This is a genomic window from Clostridium sp. DL-VIII (assembly GCF_000230835.1).
In the GTDB taxonomy this organism is placed as follows: domain Bacteria; phylum Bacillota; class Clostridia; order Clostridiales; family Clostridiaceae; genus Clostridium.
Genome location: NZ_CM001240.1, coordinates 1,259,210 through 1,284,280, shown reverse-complemented (window position 1 = coordinate 1,284,280; position 25,071 = coordinate 1,259,210). Strand labels below are relative to the sequence as shown.

General features: G+C 30.3%; 18 protein-coding genes. 9 read left to right on the top strand and 9 right to left on the bottom strand.

The window, feature by feature from the left end:
• Positions 1–84 precede the first annotated feature (84 nt).
• From CDLVIII_RS05860 to CDLVIII_RS05820, 9 genes are all read right to left on the bottom strand, one after another.
• Positions 85–3,054, bottom strand: a complete 2,970-nt coding sequence (locus tag CDLVIII_RS05860) for an amylo-alpha-1,6-glucosidase (RefSeq protein ID WP_009168510.1) — start codon at positions 3,052–3,054, stop codon at positions 85–87.
• 65 nt (positions 3,055–3,119) lie between these two features.
• Positions 3,120–3,830: a YesL family protein gene (locus CDLVIII_RS05855; RefSeq protein WP_009168509.1), complete on the bottom strand. Its 711-nt coding sequence runs from the start codon at positions 3,828–3,830 to the stop codon at positions 3,120–3,122.
• A 136-nt stretch (positions 3,831–3,966) separates the two neighbouring features.
• Positions 3,967–4,818: a carbohydrate ABC transporter permease gene (locus tag CDLVIII_RS05850; RefSeq protein WP_009168508.1), complete on the bottom strand. Its 852-nt coding sequence runs from the start codon at positions 4,816–4,818 to the stop codon at positions 3,967–3,969.
• Between the two features lie 11 nt (positions 4,819–4,829).
• Positions 4,830–5,735 carry a sugar ABC transporter permease gene (locus tag CDLVIII_RS05845; protein WP_009168507.1) on the bottom strand — a complete coding sequence of 302 codons (906 nt, stop codon included), beginning with the start codon at positions 5,733–5,735 and terminating at the stop codon, positions 4,830–4,832.
• Positions 5,736–6,037: 302 nt separating this feature from the next.
• The gene (locus CDLVIII_RS05840) at positions 6,038–7,390 is read right to left on the bottom strand and encodes an extracellular solute-binding protein (RefSeq protein ID WP_009168506.1); all 1,353 of its coding nucleotides are present in this window, start codon (positions 7,388–7,390) and stop codon (positions 6,038–6,040) included.
• A 347-nt stretch (positions 7,391–7,737) separates the two neighbouring features.
• The gene (locus CDLVIII_RS05835; protein ID WP_009168505.1) at positions 7,738–9,339 is read right to left on the bottom strand and encodes a response regulator; all 1,602 of its coding nucleotides are present in this window, start codon (positions 9,337–9,339) and stop codon (positions 7,738–7,740) included.
• Positions 9,340–9,385: 46 nt separating this feature from the next.
• The gene (locus CDLVIII_RS05830; protein ID WP_009168504.1) at positions 9,386–11,227 is read right to left on the bottom strand and encodes a sensor histidine kinase; all 1,842 of its coding nucleotides are present in this window, start codon (positions 11,225–11,227) and stop codon (positions 9,386–9,388) included.
• A 21-nt stretch (positions 11,228–11,248) separates the two neighbouring features.
• A complete protein-coding gene (locus CDLVIII_RS05825; RefSeq protein WP_009168503.1) occupies positions 11,249–12,883 on the bottom strand; it encodes an extracellular solute-binding protein in 1,635 nt (544 codons plus the stop codon).
• 332 nt (positions 12,884–13,215) lie between these two features.
• Complete coding sequence (locus tag CDLVIII_RS05820; RefSeq protein WP_009168502.1) at positions 13,216–14,874, bottom strand: nucleoside kinase; 1,659 nt, start codon at positions 14,872–14,874, stop codon at positions 13,216–13,218.
• Between the two features lie 379 nt (positions 14,875–15,253).
• On the opposite strand from CDLVIII_RS05820, the gene CDLVIII_RS05815 reads away from it, so the two are divergent.
• The 9 genes from CDLVIII_RS05815 (at position 15,254) to argF (ending at position 24,908) form a co-directional block, all read left to right on the top strand.
• Positions 15,254–15,958, top strand: a complete 705-nt coding sequence (locus tag CDLVIII_RS05815) for a DUF421 domain-containing protein (RefSeq protein WP_009168501.1) — start codon at positions 15,254–15,256, stop codon at positions 15,956–15,958.
• Positions 15,955–16,335, top strand: coding sequence for a DUF4363 family protein (locus tag CDLVIII_RS05810; RefSeq protein ID WP_009168500.1), 381 nt, complete (start codon positions 15,955–15,957; stop codon positions 16,333–16,335). Before CDLVIII_RS05815 ends, CDLVIII_RS05810 begins: the two co-directional genes overlap by 4 nt.
• 289 nt (positions 16,336–16,624) lie before the next feature.
• Complete coding sequence (locus tag CDLVIII_RS05805; RefSeq protein WP_009168499.1) at positions 16,625–17,848, top strand: argininosuccinate synthase; 1,224 nt, start codon at positions 16,625–16,627, stop codon at positions 17,846–17,848.
• Positions 17,848–19,239, top strand: a complete 1,392-nt coding sequence (gene argH, locus CDLVIII_RS05800; RefSeq protein WP_009168498.1) for an argininosuccinate lyase — start codon at positions 17,848–17,850, stop codon at positions 19,237–19,239. The genes CDLVIII_RS05805 and argH overlap by 1 nt, the downstream gene beginning before the upstream one ends.
• A gap of 59 nt (positions 19,240–19,298) precedes the next feature.
• The gene (gene argC, locus CDLVIII_RS05795; RefSeq protein ID WP_009168497.1) at positions 19,299–20,333 is read left to right on the top strand and encodes an N-acetyl-gamma-glutamyl-phosphate reductase; all 1,035 of its coding nucleotides are present in this window, start codon (positions 19,299–19,301) and stop codon (positions 20,331–20,333) included.
• 23 nt (positions 20,334–20,356) lie between these two features.
• Complete coding sequence (gene argJ, locus CDLVIII_RS05790) at positions 20,357–21,580, top strand: bifunctional glutamate N-acetyltransferase/amino-acid acetyltransferase ArgJ (RefSeq protein WP_009168496.1); 1,224 nt, start codon at positions 20,357–20,359, stop codon at positions 21,578–21,580.
• Between the two features lie 15 nt (positions 21,581–21,595).
• A complete protein-coding gene (argB, locus tag CDLVIII_RS05785; RefSeq protein WP_179117672.1) occupies positions 21,596–22,453 on the top strand; it encodes an acetylglutamate kinase in 858 nt (285 codons plus the stop codon).
• A 220-nt stretch (positions 22,454–22,673) separates the two neighbouring features.
• A complete protein-coding gene (locus tag CDLVIII_RS05780) occupies positions 22,674–23,858 on the top strand; it encodes an aspartate aminotransferase family protein (protein WP_009168494.1) in 1,185 nt (394 codons plus the stop codon).
• Between the two features lie 129 nt (positions 23,859–23,987).
• Positions 23,988–24,908 carry an ornithine carbamoyltransferase gene (argF, locus tag CDLVIII_RS05775; RefSeq protein WP_009168493.1) on the top strand — a complete coding sequence of 307 codons (921 nt, stop codon included), beginning with the start codon at positions 23,988–23,990 and terminating at the stop codon, positions 24,906–24,908.
• Positions 24,909–25,071 lie beyond the last annotated feature (163 nt).

The window sequence follows — 25,071 nt, the reverse complement described above, 5'->3', positions numbered from 1 at the left end:
CCAATAGCTACTGCTAAGGTGATAATTAGTAATATTTAAGTCCACAAAAACTTTTACTTTTCACACCCTAGCACTGCATATATATTAGAAGATTATTTCTACGTTATGCTCCTTACCATCTTCAAAATTCTTTAGGATATTACCTTCAATTTTCTCACCATCAACTTTTATATAATATGAAGAATCTTTCATTCTGTAAAAACCTTTAGGTTTTGAGATTCTGATATCAAAGCTAGCCTTACCAGTATTGAGAATCAAGTTTATGGATTCTTGCTCTTCTGCAAGTATTGGATTTATCTCTATACCTCTTACTGTATATTCAACACCAAATGCATCAAATAGTGATAATGTAAGCCAAGTAGAGGTACCACTAAGTGTAGGCCCTATATTTTCTCCAGTATCACTATTGTTATATTGAGTACAAAATCTTGGATTTCCACATGTTTCATATGGATGTTTCATTGTGTTGTAAGGTAAGACTAGATTTATCATCCAATATGCTGTACTAGTTAGCTTTCTTGCTAATTCATCACTCTCAACTATCTTAGCAGCTTTTAGCATAGCACTAGTAGCCATCATTGTAGCATGCTTAAATATTCCACCATTTTCTCTATCTCCAGGAAAATATTCTCCTGTAGCAGTTCCACTTGCAACCTTCCCTAAATCTGTTGGACTAATAAGCTTTAATCCATAAGGAGTTTTTAAATGTGCCTCTATAGATTCAAGCATTATTTTAATTTGTTCTTCTGTTGCAGAATTAGATAAAACTGCCCAGCTGAAAGAATTTAGGAAATATGTGCCGTCTTTATTGGAATCTGCCGAAAGATTATCACCTTTAGCACCAAGATAAGTAAATTTCCCATCTTTGTATCTATTAAATAAAACTCTTGCAAAGAAATCCTCTTTCCAAGCATATTGTTGCAGATTATCATAAAGTTTATTAGAAGCCTTTTCAATGTTACTTAAATATAATGTATCTTCTTTCTGCTTTCCAATTTCAATCATTTCGTCCATAGCAACCTTTAATAAGAATCCATTCATAACACTTTCAGAATAATCACTTTCAAATGGCTCTCCATCTCTTCCTGTTCTAGCTACCTGTGCCTTGTATCTTCTCTCTTTTTCAACCCCATTTATAAAATTAGTGTCAAGCTTTAGACAGTCATTCCAATCTGCAAAATCAAGTAGAGGTATTCCATGTTTTCCTATTGAAATTTCTCCTGAATATCTTAAAATAGCTTTCATTGTATCATATAAGCTTCTTTTCTTTATTGGATTACTTCCACCAATAACGAACTGTTCATCCAAGAAGCCAACATCGCCAGTAACATTTACATATCTATATACAGCTTGGATTAACCACAATCCATCATCTGACCATTTTCCTGGCTCTTTACCAATCCAAAAGAAATTATGGTATGCATAACCAAATTCAAATACCTTTTCAGCCCATTCCTTTATTAAAGTTTTAACTAAATCTTTTTTACCCATTCCTATAAAGTAATACATTGATGCGTAAATATCTTGAATTTCTCTAAAACCTATTTCTCTATAGCCTTTTTGTGTTTGGTCAAAGGAACGTGATACAAAAGTTTGATATAAAACTTGGAAAGGTAGATTTTTATTAACATAAGTATCGAATTGCTTATCACAAGAATTAACTTGTAGGTAACTACTATATTTATTTATAAAGCTCATGCTATTATTAAAAGCATTTTGCACTTCTTTTTCATTACTATATTTAACAATTAAATTTTGCACTTCAGTTTTAAAAGTATTTTCATTAAAGTTATCGTTTGTCTTATTTGAAACTAATCCTGTTAAGTTATTAATAGAAATTTCAGCTACAGGTTGCAATGTGATTTCACTGCTAACAGCAAAGAAACCTGGTCCTTTTCTATTTAAATTACTGCTAAGTTTGTATAACCCTTCTGGTCTTTCTAATGAACCACTTCCAACGAATTCACTATAACTTGTACAAAATTCCTTAGGAAGAACTACCCCTTTTTCATTATGTGTGATCATTGTATGAAATCTGTAGTCACCACTTGTATACATTGGATAATAATCTGAAGATATAGCCATTACTGAGCCTTCGTCATCAAGTAATACCTTTGCCTGCATAATTACATTGCTGTATAAAACATCCTCCATCAATGCACTTGGCGCAGCACTTCCAAACATACCAGTGCAAACTATTTTTATATTCCTTACACTATTTGTATTATTCTTTATTTTAATTTGTTGTGCCTCAACAGCTATAGGCATATTTTCTTCTTGAGGAAGTAAGAAAATCAATCTTTCAATTTCTAATCCACACTTAGTCTTATAAATAATTTTAGTATGATTTTGAGAATGAATGCATTTCCCTGATTCTATATTTTTGTCTGTAACATTTGCTGAATAGAATATTTGCTTTCCATCCTCCACCAAATAAAACTGACGACTTGCAGGAAAGCCATTTTCTTCTTGAAGCATATCCCATCTTGTGGCCAATACTTGAGTAGCTGCATGAGATCTAAAGCTTCCTCTTCCTAGTTTATCCACTACGCTCTTCGGGGTAGTCTGTAAAGGATGAGAAAAATCAATTCTATTTCCTAACAATAAATTAGTATAAAAATGTGGACCAGGAGCTGGAGCTAATAAATCTATTTCATGCTCTCCCTCTTCATTGATGCTTCCCACACCATAAGTTATCTTTTCTACTATTGTGTTTATCTTATTACTAATCTCAAGGTCTAACTTTATTTCAGTAATTAATCCCTTGTTATATGATAATAAAATAGTGTCATCTACATTTTTAGTAAATTTAATGATCACAGATTCATTGTCTTTTAAAATCGTATCTAATAATATAGCTATTTCTCTATTCTTAAACATTTCTAAAGTAACAGGAATTTTGATTGGTAAATTAGCAACTCCCACTGACTTCCTATATGTGCTATCGTAGAAGATACCATCTATAACAGCTTGCTTTTCAAGCCTTTCATTAAATATTTCTCTTAATTTCTGCTCTGCAGACTGTTCAACTTTTCTAGCTACAACTTCTCTCATTATTTACCTCCCAAATATATATTAATTTTTATACTTTTATTTTCATTATTTAAATATGTCTATTTTTATTGAACTTCAGCGTCCTTATTATTGTATTTTTCTTCAATATCTATGAGCATACTTTTTTCCATAAGCATCACTAAGTAACATACAATACTTACAAAAAACAATGGAAGTATCACTATAAACTTTATTTTAATGAATATATTCCATAATATAAAAGCAGCTGCAATTGAAATTATACATACATAAATTTTCTTAATTAGGTACATTAATGATAATGCAAAAATCTCTTTTTTCTTCAAATAAAACCTTGATAATATAGGAAATATATGAAACCATATAGAAACACATATAAATATCAAAATCACAGGTATAATTTTCACTAGAGTCAAACTAAAATTATTATTAAAGTATAATAATTCAATCCAAGCTAAAGTTAAAATAATTATCTCTAATGTCCAAAAAAATACTGAATCAAGAAAATTTACCTTATAAGCTTCAAAAAAGTCTTTTGTAATATCAATATCTCCCTCTCTCGTTAGCTTACCCATTATACTTAACAATGCTGTTAACGCAGGTCCAATAGGTATTGATGACAACATTAAAATAATAATCATATACACATCTATAGTCTCATAATTGTTCATTCCTAATGCTACAAATATAAATGGAATATTTAAAATCCAAAAATAAAAATTTGCTAATAAAAACCACCATACATAATTAAAAAATTTAACAATAACACCATCATTGAATTCTCTTTTTTTACTCATAATTTTTTCCTATCTCTATCAACAACTTTAATTGATATAGCAATACTCCTAATTTCATCGCTAAATTTAGAAAAAGTATTATTTCTTTTTTATTTTCAACTACACACAAGGAATTAATCCTATGTTACTCTTACCTTTAACCTTTTACTCCTCCAATTGTCAATCCACCAATTATCTTCTTTGACAAGAATGCAAATGCTATCATTATTGGAACAACAGAAATTGCAATACATGTATATATTGCACCAAATTCAGTCTTGTAAACACCTTTTGCAACAACCTGCATAATTGGAAGTGTATACTTATTCATATCTGATATTAGAATAAGAGGTGTTAAATAGTTATTCCAAGTTCCTATAAATGTAAATATAGACATAGTTGCAACAGAAGGCATAATAAGAGGTAATCCTATTTTGTTAAATATAGCAAATTCACCAGAACCATCTATTCTTGCTGCTTCAATTAAGGATTCATGAACTGCACCATCTGTATAACCTTTAATAAAGAAAACAGAACTCGCATTAGCTATTGAAGGAATTATTAAAGGAATATAACTGTTAAGCAAATGCATTTTGCTTATTAATTGATAAAATCCTATGAATCCTAACTGCATAGGAATCATCATTGAACCTAATACAATTGCATAAAGCATTTTATTACCCTTAAATTTGTATCTTGAAAATCCATATGCAGTAAGTGCACTAAAATATCCACTTACTACTGTAACAGCAACTGCAATGAATAAGCTGTTGGCAAATCCTCTCCATATAGGTACACTTTCCACTAACCTATGGTAATTATCTAATAATGCTGTACCTGGTAAAAGCCATAATTTTGATGCTATTTCTCCATTGGTATGTGTACAATCTATGAGCATTATATAAAAGGGAACTAAACATATTATAGTAAGTAAGATTAAAAAGATATACCTAACTATTGTTTTACTACTTGTCCTCATATTATTAGTTCTTTTAACTTTTGTTTCCATTAATATCCCCCCTAATCATTCTCAACATTTCTATTAATAAACTTGAAAGTTATTATAGAAAATATGAGTATCAATATAAATAAACCATATCCAATAGCAGAACCATATCCATAGTTTGAATTTTGGAAAGCAGTATTATATAAATACATAACTACCGTTAATGTCTTATTATTAGGATTTCCTTGTCCACCAGTCATAACATAAGGAATATCAAATGTCTGCATACCACCAATAAGTGATGTTACAGCAGCAAATAATAAAGTTGGTTTTAAAAGTGGCATTGTTATACTCTTAAAACTCTCCCAAGGAGTTGCTCCATCTATGCTTGCAGATTCATACAATTCTGCAGGTATATTATTCAAACCAGCTCCAAAAATTATCGTACTATATCCAAACCACATCCACCATGATATAAGTGACATTATTCCTCTAGAAGAAAATTCACTCAAAAACCAGTTAACAGGTTCCTTAATCAAATGTAAATTTAAAAGAACCTTATTAACCGCACCAGTTTGCCAGTCAAATAGAAATACAAATAACACGGCTACAGCTGCTGGTGTAACAAGGTTAGGAAGATACATAGCTGCTCTAAAAAATTCTTTTCCCCTAATTTTTTTTGCACTATTAAACAATACTGCAAGTAGAAGTGCCAAAACCATCTGTGGAATTACAGCGCAAATCCACATTATCAATGTATTGGCTATAGCCTGATAAAATAAAGAATCATGTATAAGAGTAACATAGTTCTTAAGTCCTACAAAAGTTTGGTTTAGTGACATCCCATCCCACTTTTCAAGACTTATAATTAAAGTATATATAATCGGATATAATGAAAATAATAAGAATACAACAAAATATGGAATAATAAAGTATATTCCATATCTCCCTTTATCTACTCTGTTTTTTTTCTTTGGCATCAAACCGCCTCCTAATTTAAATTACTTATTAGGCACATGAAAGAAAATAATTGACCAAAGATGCGACGCATATTTTGCGTCAGACAAGGAAGTGAATTCTGCTCATAGCGGGCTTATTAGTAGAATTTACTGATGAGCAGTGAACCAAAATCTATGATTTTGTGTGAATCGCTTACTCAGCGAGCATATGCGAGTCGAGCTTCCTCTATAACGTAAAATAGGCTAGCATACTGATCAATTATTTTCTTGATTGTGCCTTAGCTGCTTAAAATATAATAAACAGCTAATAAGTTCTTATAAAGTTATTCTACAGTTATATCTGGGAATGCAGCCTTAACATCTGCTTTAAATTGTTGTAAAAATTCTTCTTTTGTTTTTTGTCCTGTTACATATAAATCTAAATCAGATTGAAATTTATTGTTGATAGTTTCATCATACTTAGTAACTAACTTACCAGAAATAGATGGAATTATCTCATTATATGTCTTAGCTAAATTTTGTCCATCGCAAAAAGCATTTTTTCCATCATCAGTAGTTGCAAATTGCTTACTTACGTCTGGCATAGATGAGAAATCACCATTTGTTTTCATGTCCCATGTTTGGAATTCCTTAGAATTGAAGAACTTAACAAATTGCCATGCTAGTTCCTTATTTTCACTCTTACTGTAGATGCCTAACCAAGTACCACCATTGTAGTAAGCTGCTGGTGCCTTAGCAAGTCCCCAATCTCCCTTTGAGTCTTTAGCATTAGTAGCTATTTCATATGGTAATCCCCAAGTTGGAAGTGCATAAGCTAATACGTTTGTCCCATCTACTGCACCAGCCATTGATGCTGACCATGGTGCTGACCATGTATTAAACTTAGCATCTATATCTGCATCTCTGATTTTCTTTGCATTATCAGCATATTCCATCATCTTGTCATCGATAACTAATTTATTGTCTTCTACCCAGCCATGCGATCTACTTCCAGATGCAATAACGAATCCTTCAGAATAATTTGGAAGTAGCTTAACTGTGCCACCACTTTTTTCGTTTAATTCTTTACCAGTTTCAATTAACGAATCCCATGAACTAAATTTCTTAGAAATTTCGTCTGGATCATCTGTTCCAAGATATTGTTTAGCTAAACTTCTCTTGTAGAATAATCCACCTGGAGTTGCTTGCCAAGATAGTGCTCTAATGCTATTATCTTGTACATTTCTTCCAAGATCTACAACATATTGAGCCTCAGTTTTTCCAATGTCTTCTGCATTATATGGAGCCTTAGAAAGATTTTCATAGTAATCAGTATTAACATATTTGTTTACATTTGCAACTTCTGAAGTGAAAACATCAGGTACACCTGATCCTGAAGCTAATACTGATGAAAGTTTTGTTGAGTATGCATTGTTATCAGTCGGTATAACTGTTAACTTAACCTGAATGTTTGGGTATACTTCATTAAATTTTTCGATAAAATGTGATGATTGAAATTCATCTGTAAATGACCACATGTTGATTGTTCCTTTATAATCCTTTGGATCCTTCTCTGTAAAAGCGGTTGGTTTTGATTCATTTTCACTTTTTGAGCTACCACAACCTGTGAAAACAGATCCCACTATTGCAACTGACATTGCAAATATTAATACTTTTTTTAAATAATTTTTTTTCATAATTACAATTTCTCCCTTATAATTAATTTCTATTAAAATATATGTCCTAAAAAAATTAGCTCAGTTTTTGAAATTTTTTAAAAACTCATTTCCAGAAACCCCTTTCGATAATTTATAAAAAAATATTTATTAATATTTTTTATAATGCAGTATTTCAAAACCAGTTTCGAAAGTTGATAAATTTAAATTTATTTAAGCTTTTTCCTCCTCAATCCTTATTACATCTTTATGATACATAAAAAAAACGTTTACTAGAATGGTATAAAATTACGATATAGTATTAAAAAATTACTCAATTTAAACATTTACACAAAAAAAGAGACTCTTTGCAGAATCTCCTTTAGTTTTTAAATATTGCTTTTTTTATATTCGGCTGGAGTAAAGCCAGTAAACTTTTTAAATAATTTACTAAAATACGCTTTCTCCTTATAGCCAAGCATATCACTAACTTCATAAACTTTATAGTCATACCTCTTTAATAATAGTTTTGCTCTTTCCATCTTTGCTTTTGTTGCATATTCTAAAAAGTTTTCCCCTGTTTTCTGCTTAAATATTGAACATAAATAGTTCTTGCTTATATTTAAACTATTAGCTATAGACATTAATGTAATATCCTCATCTATATGGTTAAGCACATATTCACAAGCTTTTTGAACAATATTATCACTCTTATTTAGATTGTATTCCTTTATAATATTTATAAGCTTCTCTATATTTCCAATAAGTTGTTCCTCAATATTGTCAAGAGTTTCAACTCCTACAAAACCAATCTTAATTATTTGGCTTAAATCATATACTGCTTGTAAAAAACTATATTTTTTGAGCACATTATTGTAAATATTATATATTAACTCTGTTAACGCAATATTAATACTAAAGATATTAAAATTCAATATATTCGCTATTTCTTTTACTAGATCTTTAAGCATAATTACTGAATCATCTTTACCTATAAGTATTGAATTTATTAATTCTTTTTCTTTCTCAATCGGATAAACAAAATTCTTCTGCCTAAGCTCTGTCAATTCGTTTACATGAATTAACTTATTTGTGCCTAACACATATTTGTATTTTAGTGCTTCTTTAGCATTCAAATAACTTTTGTAAATACTATATACTTGATTATAGGCTTTTCCAACCCCAATATTTAATTTTGTTTGCAAGCCTTCGCTGCCATTTGCAAGTATTCTTTTTAGTACTGTACGAAAACTTTGATCAAAATCCGATATTTCACTATCATCGCTAGCTTGTACAATGATAACTTTTTTTCCAAAGTCCCCTTCTAATACAGAGAAATATTTTATAACACTATCATTTAATTCTTTTTCTATTAAATCATTAACCTTGTTATTCAAATGGTTCCATTCACCATTTTCAGTTAAATCCTGACTACTAATAACAATTTCATTGATTTCAATAATCGCCACTTGAACTTTACCTTTAATAAGAGGAAGATTATACTTGGAAATATATTCATCCATCATCATTAGATTTTTTCCTCTTAATAAGTCATACAGTATCTTCTCACCAGATATAACTTTATTTACATTGTATTCATAATCTTTTTTTTCTTTCGTAGTTAGTTTATTGTAAGCACTTATTAATATGTTTTTTAGTTTTTGAGAATCTAACGGCTTTAGTATGTAATCAAAGGCTCCTAGTCTTATGCCCTCCTGCGCATATGAAAATTCATCATATCCACTTAATAATAGAACTAACGTATCTAATTCCTTTTTCCTAATTGCCCTTAGTAGCTCAATTCCAGTCATTTTGTGCATCTTAATATCTGATACAATGAAATCTATACTATGCTCCTTAAGTAATTCAAGCGCTTCTTCCCCATTACGGGCTTCGCAGACTATATTAAAACCGTATTCTTCCCAATTAATTATTTTCTTTAGCCCCATTCTAATAATTGGTTCATCATCTACAATCATTACTGAATACAAATTTCTCCCCCCTTAAAAGTTCTTATTTTATTAATTTAATTTTTCACTAATTGTCTAATCCATTAGGCAGCTTAAGTGTTATTTGAGTATAACACCTTTCTTTAGATTCAATCATAATACCATATTGTTTTCCATAGAAAAGTTTTATTCTGTCGCTAACATTTTTAAGACCAAGGCCATATCTTTTATCTGTCTTTCCATTTATGTGGCTTTGCAGTTCATTCACTTTACTTATATCCATTCCTTTTCCATTATCCTTCACATTTAAATACAGATATGTTTCATCAATATCAAGAGATATAGAAACTATACCATTTTCACTCATTAATTTCTCTGAAAGACCATGCTTCACTGCATTTTCTACTAAAGGCTGAATAGTTAATTTTAATATTTCTCTATCAAGAAATTCAGAATCAATATCAATCTTTAAAATTATTTCAAAATCATATCTAAGAGTCATTAATGATATATAATTCTTAATATGGCTTATTTCTTCACTTAGTGGAACAAACTCATTGTTCCATTTCATGTTATACCTCATCATATCACCTAAAGATGCCAAACAATCCGATACCATATAATTCTCTTCAACAAGTGCCATCATCCTAATATTTTCAAGAGTATTATATAAAAAATGTGAATCTATTTGAGTTTTTAATGCTTTCAACTCTGCTTCCTTGGTTATTATTTCTTTATCTATACTATCCTTAATCAGTGTATCTATAGTTTTCATCATCTGCCTAAAGTTATGAGCAAGTACTCCTACTTCATCATTACCATATACCTCTATACTCGGCATTAAATCTCCAGTTCTGACTTGCTTAACTGCAGCAATTATCTTATATAATCTTTTTAGAATAGTTTTAGTTGCATAATATACAACTACAGATAAAAGTAGCAGTAAAAAAACAGAGCCCCAAATAACCACGTGTCTAGAGTTTTTGATTTCCTGTGAAATACTATTTAATGGTATAACATTTACCAAATAATTGTTTGGAATCGGCGACTCTTTGTATAATATGATATAGCCTTCATTCCCTTGATTATAATTCACTTCTCCTTTTTCATATTCTAACTTATCTTTAATAAATTCTTGAAAATTTTTTTTATCAAAATTAAAACTTCTAAGTAGTGCACTATTTTCATCTGTTTCTATGTCCATGTTTTCCTTATTTACTAACAATATTTGTCCACTTTTCAAATCATCATCTTCATACATTTTGGGAAAGAAGTCTTTAGATCGCATAGTAACTCTACTTATGCCTAAATATTTATCACTCGGATAATTAATTTTCTTATTAAGTGAGACTACTATATCTTTTGATTCATCATTTAAGGTTGATTTAACTACAATATCATTGTCATAGTGACTAACATTCCAATATTCCCCACCATTTTTTTCAATAACTTTTTTATACCATTCATTATCGATGATTCTATCTATTTTATAAAACGTAGGCCAAATCTCATTAACTTCTGAATTGCTAGTAAATATGTTTATTTGCTTAATTGTTGGATTATTATTTTGCAGATTAATTAGCTGTTTATAAGTTGTTTCTCTAAAATCAATTAGTTCCTTTGCTTCTTTATTATTATTACCTTGTAAATATCCCATTACTTTATTATCGGATTCTATAGCGTTAATTATATTTCGCATTATGTACACATTCTTTTCAACGCTATCATATTCAGTACTAAGATCATAATTAGCTCTACTTATTGCATTATGCTTCGCATTATCTGAAAGTGAATGAAATATATATATGCAAAATATTAGTATCGGAATACCGATAATGAATATATACGTAGTTATTAATTTTTTTATTAAACTTTCATTATTTAGTACTTGCTTAATTTTCCCCCACAAAATTACAATATTATTTTTCATTTAAGCAGCTCCTATTTTCATTCATTTAACTACATTTAGCTTTTTCTTATTTTCTTCATATTTTTGCTGAATATATTTTTGTATCTTATCCCAACCCTGTTCTTTTCTATATGCAATAAATTCATTTAATATTCTATCAAATTCATCCTCATTCTTAGCTATAAGTAAATTTTTCAAAGTGCTTCCCCACCTTATATTTATTCTAGAGAACGCTACGCCTTCCTCGCTATCTCCATATGGATAAATGTTATCAAATAAAGAATAATTATATGTCTTTCCCTTTGACCAATCACTTATCATCTTTATCGCTTCTTCACTAGGTGGTGTCCATTTCTGTACCAAATCCCCGTCTTCCAGCATCCAATAAGTACTTGCCGCACCATATTTGTTATCAAAAGCTATTCTATCCTTATTTAGTAAATCTACAACTTCAGGTTTAAACTGTTCTTTTCCATCAATTTCATCCCAGGTAAAACCTTTTATTCCTAAATATAAATCTTTATTGCCCTCTTCACTAATTAAATAACTTAAAAAGCTTATAGCTCGTTTTGGGTCTTTGCATGTTTTTGAAATCAGAGTAACTGTCCATCCCGAAATACTGTCTCCTGCGAGTTTAGGTGTGTCACCTTTAGAGTTTGAAGGTCCATCAATTGCCATATATATTTTATTTTTATCCTTAGAATATAATTCTAGTTGCTGAGCAGACATATCAGAACTTTGATAAAGCATTGCAAAATATCTTCCTTCTGTAATATTTTCTTCTATCTGAGCTCTTTTATCTACAAATATTTCCTTTGAAAGCAATCCTTTCTCATTAGCTGTTCGTAATGTTTTTAACCATCTTATGTAGTCTTTATCTGTAATTTTATTATATACTTTACCATTTTCTTCTCGTGGAACTGCTAAAAAATTTGGTAAAATGCTATCTAACGAAAGATTTCCGTCGTCATTAAACTCATGAAATCCTAATGGTATTAATTCTTTACCATCAACGATTGGAAATTGCTTTTTTGCTCTTTCAAGCGCACTCAAAAATGCCTCTGGTGTACTCATATCCGGTTTTCCTAAAGCTTCATAAATATCTTTCCTTACTAAAAATGTTTGATTTGATGGTTTTTCTTCTTTATAATTATTAAAATCAGTCACTGGACTAGAAAAATTTGGATAGCAATAAACATGTCCATCACTTTGCCTATACCAGTCCAATTTTTGTTTATCTGCCACTTTAATAAAGTATGCATCGTATTGTTCTGATAATTTGTCAAGAGGTAGTGCTAAACCGTTTTCTATAACTCTTTTATATCCATCATCTTGGGAACTTAGTGTAATAAAATCCGGCAATTTACCTGTTTCAATCATAGAATTTAGTTTTTCTGCCTCATCACCGCTTGGAGTTATTAAATTTAAGCTAACACCTGTTTTATCAGTAACATATTTCGAAACAGGATTAGTGCCCCATTTAGTTTGAAACCATGAAAAATCAATGTACCAATCAAATGTTATTGGTGTAGTATCTGACTTCCACCCTTCTTCGTCACAGTTATTTTTAATCACATTACCCGTTTTCTTTCCAATTGTACCGCATGTTGTAAAGACCACAGAAATTAAAATTAAAGTCATTACCCCTCCGCAAACCTTTACAAATAGATTTTTCATAGGCCCTCCTCCATTTTAATACTAAAAAGTTCAAAATAACAATAAATAAGCTTTTAATTACTTATATTCTATAATTTATACTAATATCCAAATAAAAACAAGTATATATAATAATAGTGTAGCATATGCTGAATATGACTGTAAACACTATATAGTTATTCAAAGTATCCTCAATAAGTAATAAAAATGAAAAATAGAACAATTAAAAAATTATTTTTATCAATAAAAAATAAAGCAAGAAATCATGGCTATCATTTCCATTATTTCTTGCTAACATTTCTTTTCGCTATTTAAACTTTCACCAATCATTATGGCTTATACATTGTGATAAATTAATACTCATAAAAAATAGATCCTCCAATGAATTCTCTTAATAATGAATTCTTAGGCACTTCAGCTATTTCTATTTCTGTAAAAAAACCTAAAAAAGATTTTAATCTTAGAGCTTCTGAATAAACTGAACTTTCTTCCGTTATTTTATCTAACTCCTGTAATGCATATGGCTTTAATACTCCAAGTTCATAAACTAGTGTAGAATTAAACGCCACATCAGCTTCTTCCTGATAAACAAATATATTCTTTTTCTCTCCTTTTTTAATGGAAGGCCACATTTTTAAAGTATCTTCTGCCTTATATCCCCTAGATAATGAATCCCTCACTATTCTTCTTACTTTTCTTACATCAGTTGTAGAAATTCTATTATGATTATCTATATTTAGCTGCGTTAATGCTGAAATATAAATTTTAAAAACATTACTATTTAAATTGTTTGAGATTAAACTTGGATTTAGTCCATGAATTCCTTCAATTACTAACACCCCATTTCTAGGTAATTTAACCTTATAATCCTTCCATTCCTTTTCACCTGTTTTAAAATTATAAATCGGAAGTTCGACTTCTTCTCCAATCATTAATTTTTCTAAATCTTTATTTAACAATTCTAAATCTAAGGCATTAATCGACTCATAATCATAATCACCATTTTCGTCTTTAGGTGTATTTATGCGATTCACAAAGTAATTATCTAACGATAATGGTATAGGGATTAATCCATTTACTCTTAATTGTATACTCAGCCTATTTGCAAAAGTAGTTTTTCCTGAAGAAGATGGACCTGCAATTAGAATAATTTTAATATCTTTTCTATCTAGAATTTCATCAGCAATATTGGCAATTTTCTTTTCATGAAGCCCTTCTGCAACCATGATTATATTTTTTAATTCATTATTAACTATTCTTTCATTTAATGTTCCAACATCCTCTAACCCCAATATATTTAACCATCTCTGTGTTTCTATAAAAATCTTAGTTAAGCCCTTTTGCTCCATAAACTCAGCAAGTTCATCCATATTTTGTTCTTGAGGCCTTTGCAATATAAACCCTGTTTCATATTTAAATACATCAAATTTTTTTATTACTCCAGTAGAATATCCCATACATCCATAGAAATAATCATATCTTCCATCAAGTTCGTAAAGATGGACATATTTTATATCATAGTATGTTAAAAGTTTAACTTTATCTTTCATCTTATAACTTTTAAAAATGTCCATAGCATCCTTTTTAGTTGTTCTGATACTTTTTATAGGTATGTCTTTACTTATTATTTCTTGCATTTTTACTTTAATTTTGTCAATGTCTCCTTTGCTCAGAGGAACATCTTTATGCACTTCACCATATATAGCATCGCTTATAGCATGGTCAATTGTTATCTTTGCTTCTGGAAATAAATCTAAAGCAGCTTTTATAAAAACAAACTGTAATGTTCTAGCATAAATTTTCATTCCTAGTTCAGTATTAAAGCCAATGAGTTCGACCTCTCCATCATCCTCTATTATTTCAGTCAATTCACAGTATTTCCCATTAAGTTTACATATAGCAACATCTTTAATTATATCTTTGCAATTGTCAATAATTAATTCATAAAATGTTAAGCCCTTTTTAGCTTTAATAATACCTTTTTCTAATTCAAACCCATTCTTACTCCTCATACAATTAACCCTTTCCTTCTAATAATATTTCACTAGACTTTAAACTCATCTGCCCCCAAAAGCATGAATTCTTTCAAAATACTCAATTATTTTAATTTTTTGCACCCTGTATAGGTAGCATCAACTATATTATATACATTTTTCCTAAAAAAGATAAAAGTATTTTTATTAGAAATATGAAATAAAATAACAAGTCTGAATTTGTCATATATATTTTCATAAGCTAAGAAATGAGCTTACCTATAGCTGACTTGCTAAAACAATCTTATGTAGAATAAATATTTAAAATAAACTAATTCTTTATTCTGTTACTTTTTAAATTGCCCTTAGTATATTAAATTTTATTTTTGCAAATATTACTTTCGAGGTGATTTTTTATATGTTTGTAGTGTCAATTAGAACTGCTATTTTATATTTACTAGTTGTATTAACAATGAGATTAATGGGAAAAAGACAAATAGGTGAGCTTCAACCTTACGAGTTTGTAATAACAATTATGATTTCAGATTTGGCATCTTTGCCAATGCAAGATACAAGATTACCATTACTCCTTGGAATTATTCCTATAATAACCTTATTATTTTTAAAGACAATTCTAACTCAAATAGGTTTAAAATTTCAATCTACAAGAAAAATTGTTGACGGTGAACCATGTATACTAGTTCACAATGGAAAAATCAATTATCCAACTTTAAAAAAACAGCAATTAAATATAGATGAATTATTGGAAGAGTTACGTCTAGCAAATTATTTCAATCTTGATGAAATTCAATATGCAATATTAGAGAATGATGGACAAATATCTATACTACCTGTAGATTATAATTCTTCAAAAAAATCCAATTCAAGTTCTGATAATACATCTAAAACTATTAAAGCTAAATTGCCTAAAGTTCTAATTTCTGACGGTAAGATAAATAACAATTCGTTAACCTCAATTAATAAAGATGAAAAGTGGATAACTGATTTATTAGGTAAGCATAATATTTCATCAATAAAACATGTATTAATTGCCTTATATGATACTGAAGGAAAGTTTAAATATCAACTTTTTGATGAATATGAAAGGGAGCATATAAAATGAGAAATGCAATATTATCAATATTTCTATTTATCTTAACTATGATATGCGTATATTTTCTAAATAATTCTATCCTAAATTTATGTGATAACATCAAAACACAAACAGAAGATATAGAATTAAAAATTAATGATGGAAAACTTGAAGATGCATATTCTGAATCACTTGAATTACTAAACTCAATTGAAGAAAAAAATCTCCTAACTTCCTTGTATCTCAGCCATCAAGAATTTGATAATTTGTTAAATGAGGCTGTGAAATTATCTACGTACTTAATTCATGATGATGAAACAGAAGCTCACGCATCTTTACACTTAGTTAAATATAATAGTGATCATCTAAAAAAATTACAGCTTCCAAGCATTGAAAATATATTTTAGTCTTTTATAATTATGCATCGTTTTATATCTTTATACTATATTGAATTTTATGCATAAAATCCAATATACTTTGCATAAAATATTAATTTTTTCTTATTTTTTTATTTAATTATGTATATTTAATATATTTTTATGAATATTTTTGCATTTATTGCTTGATTATTTTTGTATGTAGCTGTATAATTATAAACATAAATCAAGTTAGAAAATATTTAATTATAAGGCATCTTTTAACTAGCATTTTATCTTATGTGTCTTATATTTCTATTATATAAGGAGGGCTTTTAAAATGACAAAATACAACAAGGTAGTTTTAGCTTATTCTGGGGGGTTAGATACATCAATTATTATTCCATGGCTTAAGGAAAACTATGGCTGTGAAGTTATAGCTGTATGTGCTAATGTAGGTCAAAAGGATGAACTAGACGGTTTAGAAGAAAAGGCAATAAAAACAGGCGCATCAAAATTATATATAGAAGATTTAACTCAAGAGTTTGTTGATGATTATATCTTCCCTACTATTCAAGCTGGTGCTATATATGAAGGTAAATATCTTCTTGGAACTTCATTTGCTAGACCAATAATCGGAAAAAGATTAGTTGAGATTGCAAAAAAAGAAGGTGCAGATGCAATCTGCCACGGATGTACAGGTAAAGGAAATGATCAAGTAAGATTTGAAATGGCTGTTAAAGCATTTGCTCCTGGTATGCCAATAATTGCTCCATGGAGAATATGGGATATAAAATCAAGAGAAGATGAGATAGATTATGCCGAAGCAAATAATATTCCATTAAAGATCAATCGTGAAACAAACTACAGTAAAGATAAAAATATTTGGCATTTAAGCCACGAAGGTTTAGATTTAGAATTTCCTGAAAATGAACCACAATATGCTAAAATCTTAGAACTTTCAAAGACTTTAGAAGCTGCTCCAAATGAACCAACTTATATTACCTTAAATTTTGAAAAAGGAATTGCAGTTAGCTTAAATGGAAAGAAAATGAACAGCGTTGAGCTTCTAGATGAATTAAATAAAATTGGCGGAGAAAATGCTGTAGGAATTACTGATATGGTTGAAAACAGACTTGTTGGTATGAAATCTAGAGGAGTTTATGAAACTCCAGGCGGAACTATTCTTTACAAGGCTCATAAGGATTTAGAAGAACTTTGCCTTGATCGCGAAACAGCTCATTATAAAGAACAAATAGCTTTAAAATTTGCTGATTTAGTATATAACGGACAATGGTTTACTCCACTTAGAGAAGCATTATCTGAATTTGTTACTAAAACTCAAGAAACAGTTACAGGAGAAATTAAATTAAAATTATATAAAGGAAATGTTGTCAATGCCGGTATGACTAGTCCATACTCACTATACAGTGAAGAATATGCAACCTTTGGAGAAGATGGAGTATACGATCAAAAGGATTCTGCTGGATTCATTAATCTATACGGTCTTCCAACTGTTGTAAGAGCTAAGATGCTAGAAAAAGTCAAGAAAGAGGAAATATAATGAAGCTTTGGGGCGGACGATTCAAAAAAGGCACTGACAAATTAGTTAATGATTTTAACTCCTCTATAAATGTTGACCAGAGAATGTATAAAGAAGATATCGAAGGAAGTTTAGCTCACGCTTCAATGCTTGGAAAACAAAATATAATTCCAAAGGAAGCCAGCGACAGAATTACTTCCGGTCTTTTTGAAATATTAAAAAGAATTGATAGTGGAGCTATTGAGATCGATCAAACTTCTGAAGATATTCATAGCTTTGTTGAAGGTACCCTAACCTATTATATAGGTGAATATGGAAAAATGCTTCACACTGGAAGAAGCAGAAATGACCAAGTAACTTTAGATTTAAGATTGCATTTAAAGAAAGCAATCATATCTTTAAACGAAGATATCATAGCTTTGGAAGAAGTACTTCTAGATAAAGCTAAAGAGAATATAAATACTATAATGCCTGGATATACTCATTTGCAAAAAGCTCAGCCAATAACCTTTGCGCATCATATTTTAGCTTATGCTGAAATGTTTAAGAGAGATATTGGAAGACTTACTGACTGCTATAACAGAATGGATGAAATGCCTTTAGGTGCTGGAGCATTGGCTACTTCTACTTATCCAATTGATAGAGAATCGGTTGCACGTGATCTTGGTTTTTCAAAAGTTACCTTAAACAGTTTAGATTCTGTTTCTGATAGAGACTATGTAATTGAGACATTATCCTGTCTTTCAATTATAATGATGCACTTATCGAGATTCTCTGAAGAAATAATTCTTTGGTGTACTAATGAATTCAGCTTCATTGAACTCGATGATGGCTATAGTACTGGAAGCAGTATCATGCCTCAAAAGAAAAATCCTGATGTTGCAGAACTAGTTCGAGGCAAAACAGGAAGAGTTTATGGTGATCTTATTACCTTATTAACTGTTATGAAGGGAATTCCACTTGCTTATAATAAGGATATGCAGGAAGACAAGGAAGCTCTTTTTGATGGAATAGATACTGCTACCCTTTCACTTAAAACTTTTTGTGGAATGATTAAGACTATGAGAGTAAAGAAAGATAACATGAGAAAAGGTGCAGCTCTTGGTTTTACTAATGCCACTGATGTAGCTGATTATTTAGTAAAAAAAGGAATGCCATTTAGAAATGCTCATGAGGTAGTTGGAGAAATAGTTCTCGCATGTATAAAAGAAAATAAGATGATTGAAGAATTATCTCTTGAAGAGTTTAAAGTCTTCTCTCCTATTTTCGAAGAAGATATTTACCACGCAATAGATTTATTGACTTGTGTAGAGGAACGTAAAGTTATAGGCGGTCCTTCTACAGAATCAGTAAAAATGCAAATTTCTGCATTAGAAAACTTTATTAATGAATTTAAATCAGTTAACAATTAGGCACAATCAAAAAAATAACAAATCTATTGTTAACTTTGTCATATCGGGGGTAATTTACAATGGTTAAGATCGGAATAATCGGTGCTACTGGATATGTTGGTGCTGAACTTTTAAGATTACTATTATCTCATCCTAAAGTTGAAGTTGCAGCTTTAAGCTCAGTTTCTTTTGAAGGTCAGGAAATTAGTAATGTATATAAAACTTTTTTTAATAAAACAAATTTGATTTGCAAAACTGCAGAGGATGTAATTGAAAAATCAGATGTTATTTTCACTGCTCTACCTCATGGCTTAAGTGAAGATATTGCGAAAAAGGCTATTGACAATAATAAAATCTGCATTGATATGGGTGCTGATTTCAGATTATCTAGTGAAGATGAATATGAAGAGTGGTACGGCAAGAAATTTACACAGCCCGCTCTCCATTCAGAAAGTATTTATGGACTTCCAGAATTGAATAGGGAAAAAATTAAAAACTGTTCCCTAATTGCGAATCCTGGCTGCTATCCGACAACTATTGAACTTGGCTTAATGCCGCTTTTAAAAAATTCATTGATAAAATTAGATAACATCATTTGTGATTCAAAATCTGGAACTACTGGTTCTGGAAGAGGTTTAACTTTAAATACTCACTTTCCAGAAGAAAATGAAACTTTCGCACCATATAAAGTTGGTGCCCATAGACATACGCCTGAAATTGAAGAAACATTATCTGCTATGGCAGAAGATAAAGTAAGTGTAACTTTTACGCCTCACTTACTTCCAATTAATAGAGGAATTCTTTCTACAATTTATTGTATTCCAAAAGATACAGTTAATCTTGAAGAAATTCATAAATTATATGTAGATTTTTATAAAGATGAACCATTTGTTAATATATTACCTCTTGGGGAAACTGCTTCAATTAAAAATGTAAGATTAACGAATGATTGCTTTATTTCATTACACTTAAATCATAGAAAAGACCAAATTATTGTTGTAAGCACAATAGATAATATGGTTAAAGGTGCTGCCGGACAAGCAATTCAAAACATGAATATAATTCTAGGTTTTGATGAAACTGATGGATTAAATCTAATTGCACCAGCATTTTAAAGAGTTAAAAGGGGGTTATTAATTTGAATATAAATTATATAGATGGTGGAGTTACAGCTCCCAACGGTTTTTTAGCTTCTGGTGTACACTGCGGATTAAAACAAGGCAGTCTGAAGAAGGACCTAGCTTTGATTTATTCAGAAGTTCCTGCAGCTGCTGCAGGAATGTATACCAAAAACAAAGTTAAAGGTGCTCCTATTTATGTTACAAAAGAGCATCTAACTAACAAAAATGCACAAGCAATAATCATAAACAGCGGTAATGCAAATACCTGCAATGGCGATGATGGGTTACAAAAAGCAAAAAAAATGACCAGTCTTCAGGCTAAGGAGTTAAATTTAAAAACTGACGATGTTTTAGTTGCATCTACAGGAGTTATTGGGGTTCCTTTAAACATAGATGCTATTAAAAATGGCATTCCACTGCTTACTGAGAAATTGTCTAAAGAAGGTTTTAACGATGCATCTTCTGCCATAATGACCACAGATACCTTCAAAAAGCAAATGGCTTTAGAATTTTATATAGGCGATAAGAAAATAACAATTGGATCAATGGCAAAAGGCTCTGGAATGATTGAACCTAATATGGGAACAATGCTTTCTTTCCTCACAACTGACTTATCCATTTCTCCAGAATTATTAAATGAAGCCCTAAAATCAAGCGTTAGTGTAACATATAACAGAGTCAGTGTTGATGGAGACACAAGCACTAATGATATGATATTAATTTTAGCTAACGGTTTGGCTGAGAATCCTACTATAACAGAAAAAGATGATAACTATGATACTTTTGTTAAAGTTCTTACTGAATTAAATACACATATGGCTAAGAATATTGCTAAAGATGGTGAAGGTGCAACTAAATTATTAGAATGCCAAATAATAGGTGCAAAAAGTGAAAAAGATGCAGTTACTTTAGGTAAAAGTGTTATTAATTCTAGTTTAGTTAAAACAGCAATGTTTGGAAGCGATGCAAATTGGGGACGAATTCTTTGTGCACTTGGCTATGCAAATATTGACTTTGATCCTGAAAAAGTTGATGTTTCCTTCGAAAGTGCTGCTGGTTATATAAAAGTTTGTGAAGCTGGTAGTTCCTTACCTTTCGATGAAGATATAGCAAAAAAAGTTTTAAGTGAAAATGAAATTATCATCAAGGTCGATTTATTCTTAGGTGATCATAGTGCCTATGTTTGGGGCTGCGATCTAAGCTATGAATACGTAAAAATAAATGGAGACTACAGAAGCTAAATATATGGGGGGTTTATTTTGAATTATACAGAAAGAGCTGAAGTCTTAGTTCATGCACTTCCCTATATTCAACGCTATTATGGAAAAATCATAGTAGTAAAATATGGTGGAAATGCGATGGTGAGCGATGAACTTCGTGAAACAGTTATAAATGATATTATTTTAATGAAATGTGTTGGAATTCAGCCTGTTGTAGTCCATGGAGGCGGACCAGATATTTCAGATTTTTTAAATAGATTAGGTGAAAAAAGTCAATTTATTAATGGCTTAAGATATACAGATGAAACTACTATTGATGTAGTTCAAATGGTTCTTGGTGGAAAAGTAAATAAAGATTTAGTTTCTTTAATAGAAAAATTCGGAGGAAAAGCCATTGGCTTATGTGGCATGGATGGTTCTCTTCTAAAAGCTAAAAAATTAGAATCTGAGGTTGATTTAGGTTATGTAGGTGAGATAACTCAAGTAAATACTGAGATTTTAAAGATTGCTATGGATTCCGGTTATATTCCTGTTGTTGGAAGCGTAGCTTTAGGTGAACATGACAATAAGCCGTATAACATAAATGCTGATATTTGTGCTTCAAAAATCGCAGCTGCACTTAAAGCTGAAAGATTAATACTACTTACTGATGTGCCTGGAGTTATGAAAGATCCAAAAGATATTTCCAGTCTTATTAGTGTATTAAGATTACATCAAATACCTAAATTATGCCTTGAAGGTGTAATTAAGGGCGGTATGATTCCAAAAATTGATTGTTGTGTGGAAGCAATTCGAATGGGCGTTGAAAAATCGACTATTCTCGATGGTCGTGTACCTCACTCTCTCCTTTTAGAATTATTTTCCCCTGAGGGAATTGGAACTATAATTTACTAAATCTATTTTACAGTTAAGGCCGAAATTCTTTCGGAATTTCTTAAATACATTTTTAAATTTCCTTAAGACTCTTTATGCAAATTGTTAACTTTGAATACCTGTTAAATTGAGATACAATGAAAATATAACATAATATAATTTCCAGAAATTCTGAAGGAGTTTCTAACAAAGGCAGTTAACTGTAGATCGTTAACTGTAAACTAAAAAAAGGGGTGATTTCATGTCATATAATTATGATGAAGCAAAAGAGCATGTTGTAAACAGTTATGGTCGTCTAGGTCTTACAATTACTCACGGTGAAGGTGTATATCTTTATGACCAGGATGAAAACAAATATCTGGATTTTACAAGCGGTATTGGTGTTAGCAGTTTAGGATATGGACATGAAGCATGGGTTAAAGCTACAAGTAAGCAGATAAAAACTCTTGCTCATGCCTCTAACATATTTTATACTGAATCAAGCTTAAAGCTTGCTAAAGAATTAACTGAAAAAGCAAATATGAGTAAAGTATTTTTTGCTAACTCTGGTGCAGAAGCTAATGAAGGCTCAATTAAACTAGCTAGGAAGTACAGTTATGACAAATATGGCAACGGAAGAAATAAAATTCTTACTCTAATAAATTCCTTCCATGGTAGAACAGTAACTACGCTAAAAGCAACTGGCCAAGAAAAATTTCATAAGTATTTCTACCCTTTCACTGAAGGTTTTGATTATGTAAAAGCAAATGACTTAGAAGATTTTAAAGAAAAACTTTCAGATGATGTCTGTGCTATAATGCTTGAAGCAATTCAAGGAGAAGGTGGAGTTATTCCTCTTGATAAAGAATTTGTTCAGAAAGTAGTTAAAATCTGTAATGAAAAAGATGTGCTTGTAATATTTGACGAAGTTCAATGCGGTATAGGCAGAACTGGAAAAATGTTTGGTTATAACAACTTTGATGTAGAAGCTGATATAGTTTCTGTAGCTAAAGGTCTTGGTGCAGGGCTTCCTATTGGTGGTATACTTTGTTCATCTAAAGTAGCAGATGTATTCAAACCTGGAGATCATGGTTCAACCTTTGGAGCAAATCCTGTTGTATGCGCTGGCGCTTTAGTTGTTCTTGATGAAATTTGCAATGAAAAATATCTTGAGAAAATAACCAAAAGAGGTGCTTATGTAAAAGAGCTTATTGAAGAAGCTAAAAATCCTCAAGTAGAAGATGTACGTGGCATAGGCTTAATGATTGGAATAAAAGTAAAATGTGATCCAGCTCTAGTTCAAAAAGAGGCCATGAAAAAAGGTTTATTGGTATTAACAGCTGGAAGAGATGCAGTAAGACTTCTTCCACCACTTGTTATAACTAAAAAAGAATTAAAGGCTGGTATAGATATTATTCTTGAAGTTTTATCCAATATAAAAGAATAATTAATAATTTAAGAATTAGCAATTGACAATTAGAATTTGATTTCTTACATTTAATAAGTTTCTTTAAGATTTCTTCCATAATTCTATATTGTTAATTGTCTATTGTACATTAGCTTGGAGGCATTTATTATGAAAAAAGATTTATTAAAAATGGATGATCTTTCTAAAGAAGAAATCTTAGATATATTGAACTTAGCAGATCAACTAAAATATGAACAAAAACATGGTATAGAACATCATCATTTAAAAGGTAAGAGTTTAGGAATGATATTTGAAAAATCATCTACTAGGACTAGAGTTTCTTTCGAAACTGGCATGTATCAACTAGGTGGTAATTCGTTATTCTTGACTGATAAAGATCTTCAAATTGGACGTGGTGAACCAATTGAAGATACTGCAAGATCTCTTTCAAGATTCATACAAGGCATAATGATTAGAACTTTTTCTCAAGAAGAAGCTGAAAAACTTGCTAAATATGCATCGATTCCTATTATAAATGGCTTAACAGATGATGAACATCCATGTCAGGTATTAGCAGACCTAATGACAATAAGAGAAAATAAAAATATCCTAGAAGGACTAAAGGTCGCTTTTATAGGTGATGGAAACAATATGGCAAATTCTTTAATGATTGGCTGCTTAAAGGTTGGAATGAATTTTGCAATTGCTTCTCCAAAAGAATATATGGCATCTGATAAATATTTAAATAGAGCAAAGGAAATTGCTAAAATTGAAGGAGTAAACTTCACAGTAACTACTTCTCCATATGAGGCTGCTAAAGATGCTGATGTATTAATTACAGATGTCTGGGCAAGCATGGGACATGAAAAAGAAATTGCTGAAAGAACTAAGGCTTTTAAGGATTTTCAAATTAATAAAGAATTATTAGAAGCTGCTGATAAAAACGTAATGGTACTCCATTGCCTTCCAGCCCACAGAGGTGAAGAAATCACTGCTGAAGTTTTAGAAGAACATGCTGATTCAATTTTTGATGAATCTGAAAATAGATTACATGCTCAAAAGGCTGTACTTGTTAAATTAATGAAATAAATTTATTAGACCTTTAGAGTAAATTATTGATGTATAAGTGTCAAAAAACAAGTAATCAAAATTTTAGGCACATGAAAAAACAGATAAGTATGCTTGTCTATTTTTCATGTGCCTAAGTACTTTTTACGTGATCTAATGTTTTTTCTTTTCTATTTCTAATTAT

Bases quoted from the DNA above. Each gene is read 5' to 3' on its own strand.
- CDLVIII_RS05810 (WP_009168500.1), top strand. From the start codon at position 15,955: ATGAGAAATGCAATATTATCAATATTTCTATTTATCTTAACTATGATA.
- CDLVIII_RS05860 (WP_009168510.1), bottom strand. From the start codon at position 3,054: ATGAGAGAAGTTGTAGCTAGAAAAGTTGAACAGTCTGCAGAGCAGAAA.
- argF (WP_009168493.1), top strand. From the start codon at position 23,988: ATGAAAAAAGATTTATTAAAAATGGATGATCTTTCTAAAGAAGAAATC.
- argH (WP_009168498.1), top strand. From the start codon at position 17,848: ATGAAGCTTTGGGGCGGACGATTCAAAAAAGGCACTGACAAATTAGTT.
- CDLVIII_RS05825 (WP_009168503.1), bottom strand. From the start codon at position 12,883: ATGAAAAATCTATTTGTAAAGGTTTGCGGAGGGGTAATGACTTTAATT.
- CDLVIII_RS05780 (WP_009168494.1), top strand. From the start codon at position 22,674: ATGTCATATAATTATGATGAAGCAAAAGAGCATGTTGTAAACAGTTAT.
- CDLVIII_RS05805 (WP_009168499.1), top strand. From the start codon at position 16,625: ATGACAAAATACAACAAGGTAGTTTTAGCTTATTCTGGGGGGTTAGAT.
- CDLVIII_RS05845 (WP_009168507.1), bottom strand. From the start codon at position 5,735: ATGCCAAAGAAAAAAAACAGAGTAGATAAAGGGAGATATGGAATATAC.
- CDLVIII_RS05815 (WP_009168501.1), top strand. From the start codon at position 15,254: ATGTTTGTAGTGTCAATTAGAACTGCTATTTTATATTTACTAGTTGTA.
- CDLVIII_RS05850 (WP_009168508.1), bottom strand. From the start codon at position 4,818: ATGGAAACAAAAGTTAAAAGAACTAATAATATGAGGACAAGTAGTAAA.
- CDLVIII_RS05855 (WP_009168509.1), bottom strand. From the start codon at position 3,830: ATGAGTAAAAAAAGAGAATTCAATGATGGTGTTATTGTTAAATTTTTT.
- CDLVIII_RS05830 (WP_009168504.1), bottom strand. From the start codon at position 11,227: ATGAAAAATAATATTGTAATTTTGTGGGGGAAAATTAAGCAAGTACTA.
- argC (WP_009168497.1), top strand. From the start codon at position 19,299: ATGGTTAAGATCGGAATAATCGGTGCTACTGGATATGTTGGTGCTGAA.
- CDLVIII_RS05820 (WP_009168502.1), bottom strand. From the start codon at position 14,874: ATGAGGAGTAAGAATGGGTTTGAATTAGAAAAAGGTATTATTAAAGCT.
- CDLVIII_RS05840 (WP_009168506.1), bottom strand. From the start codon at position 7,390: ATGAAAAAAAATTATTTAAAAAAAGTATTAATATTTGCAATGTCAGTT.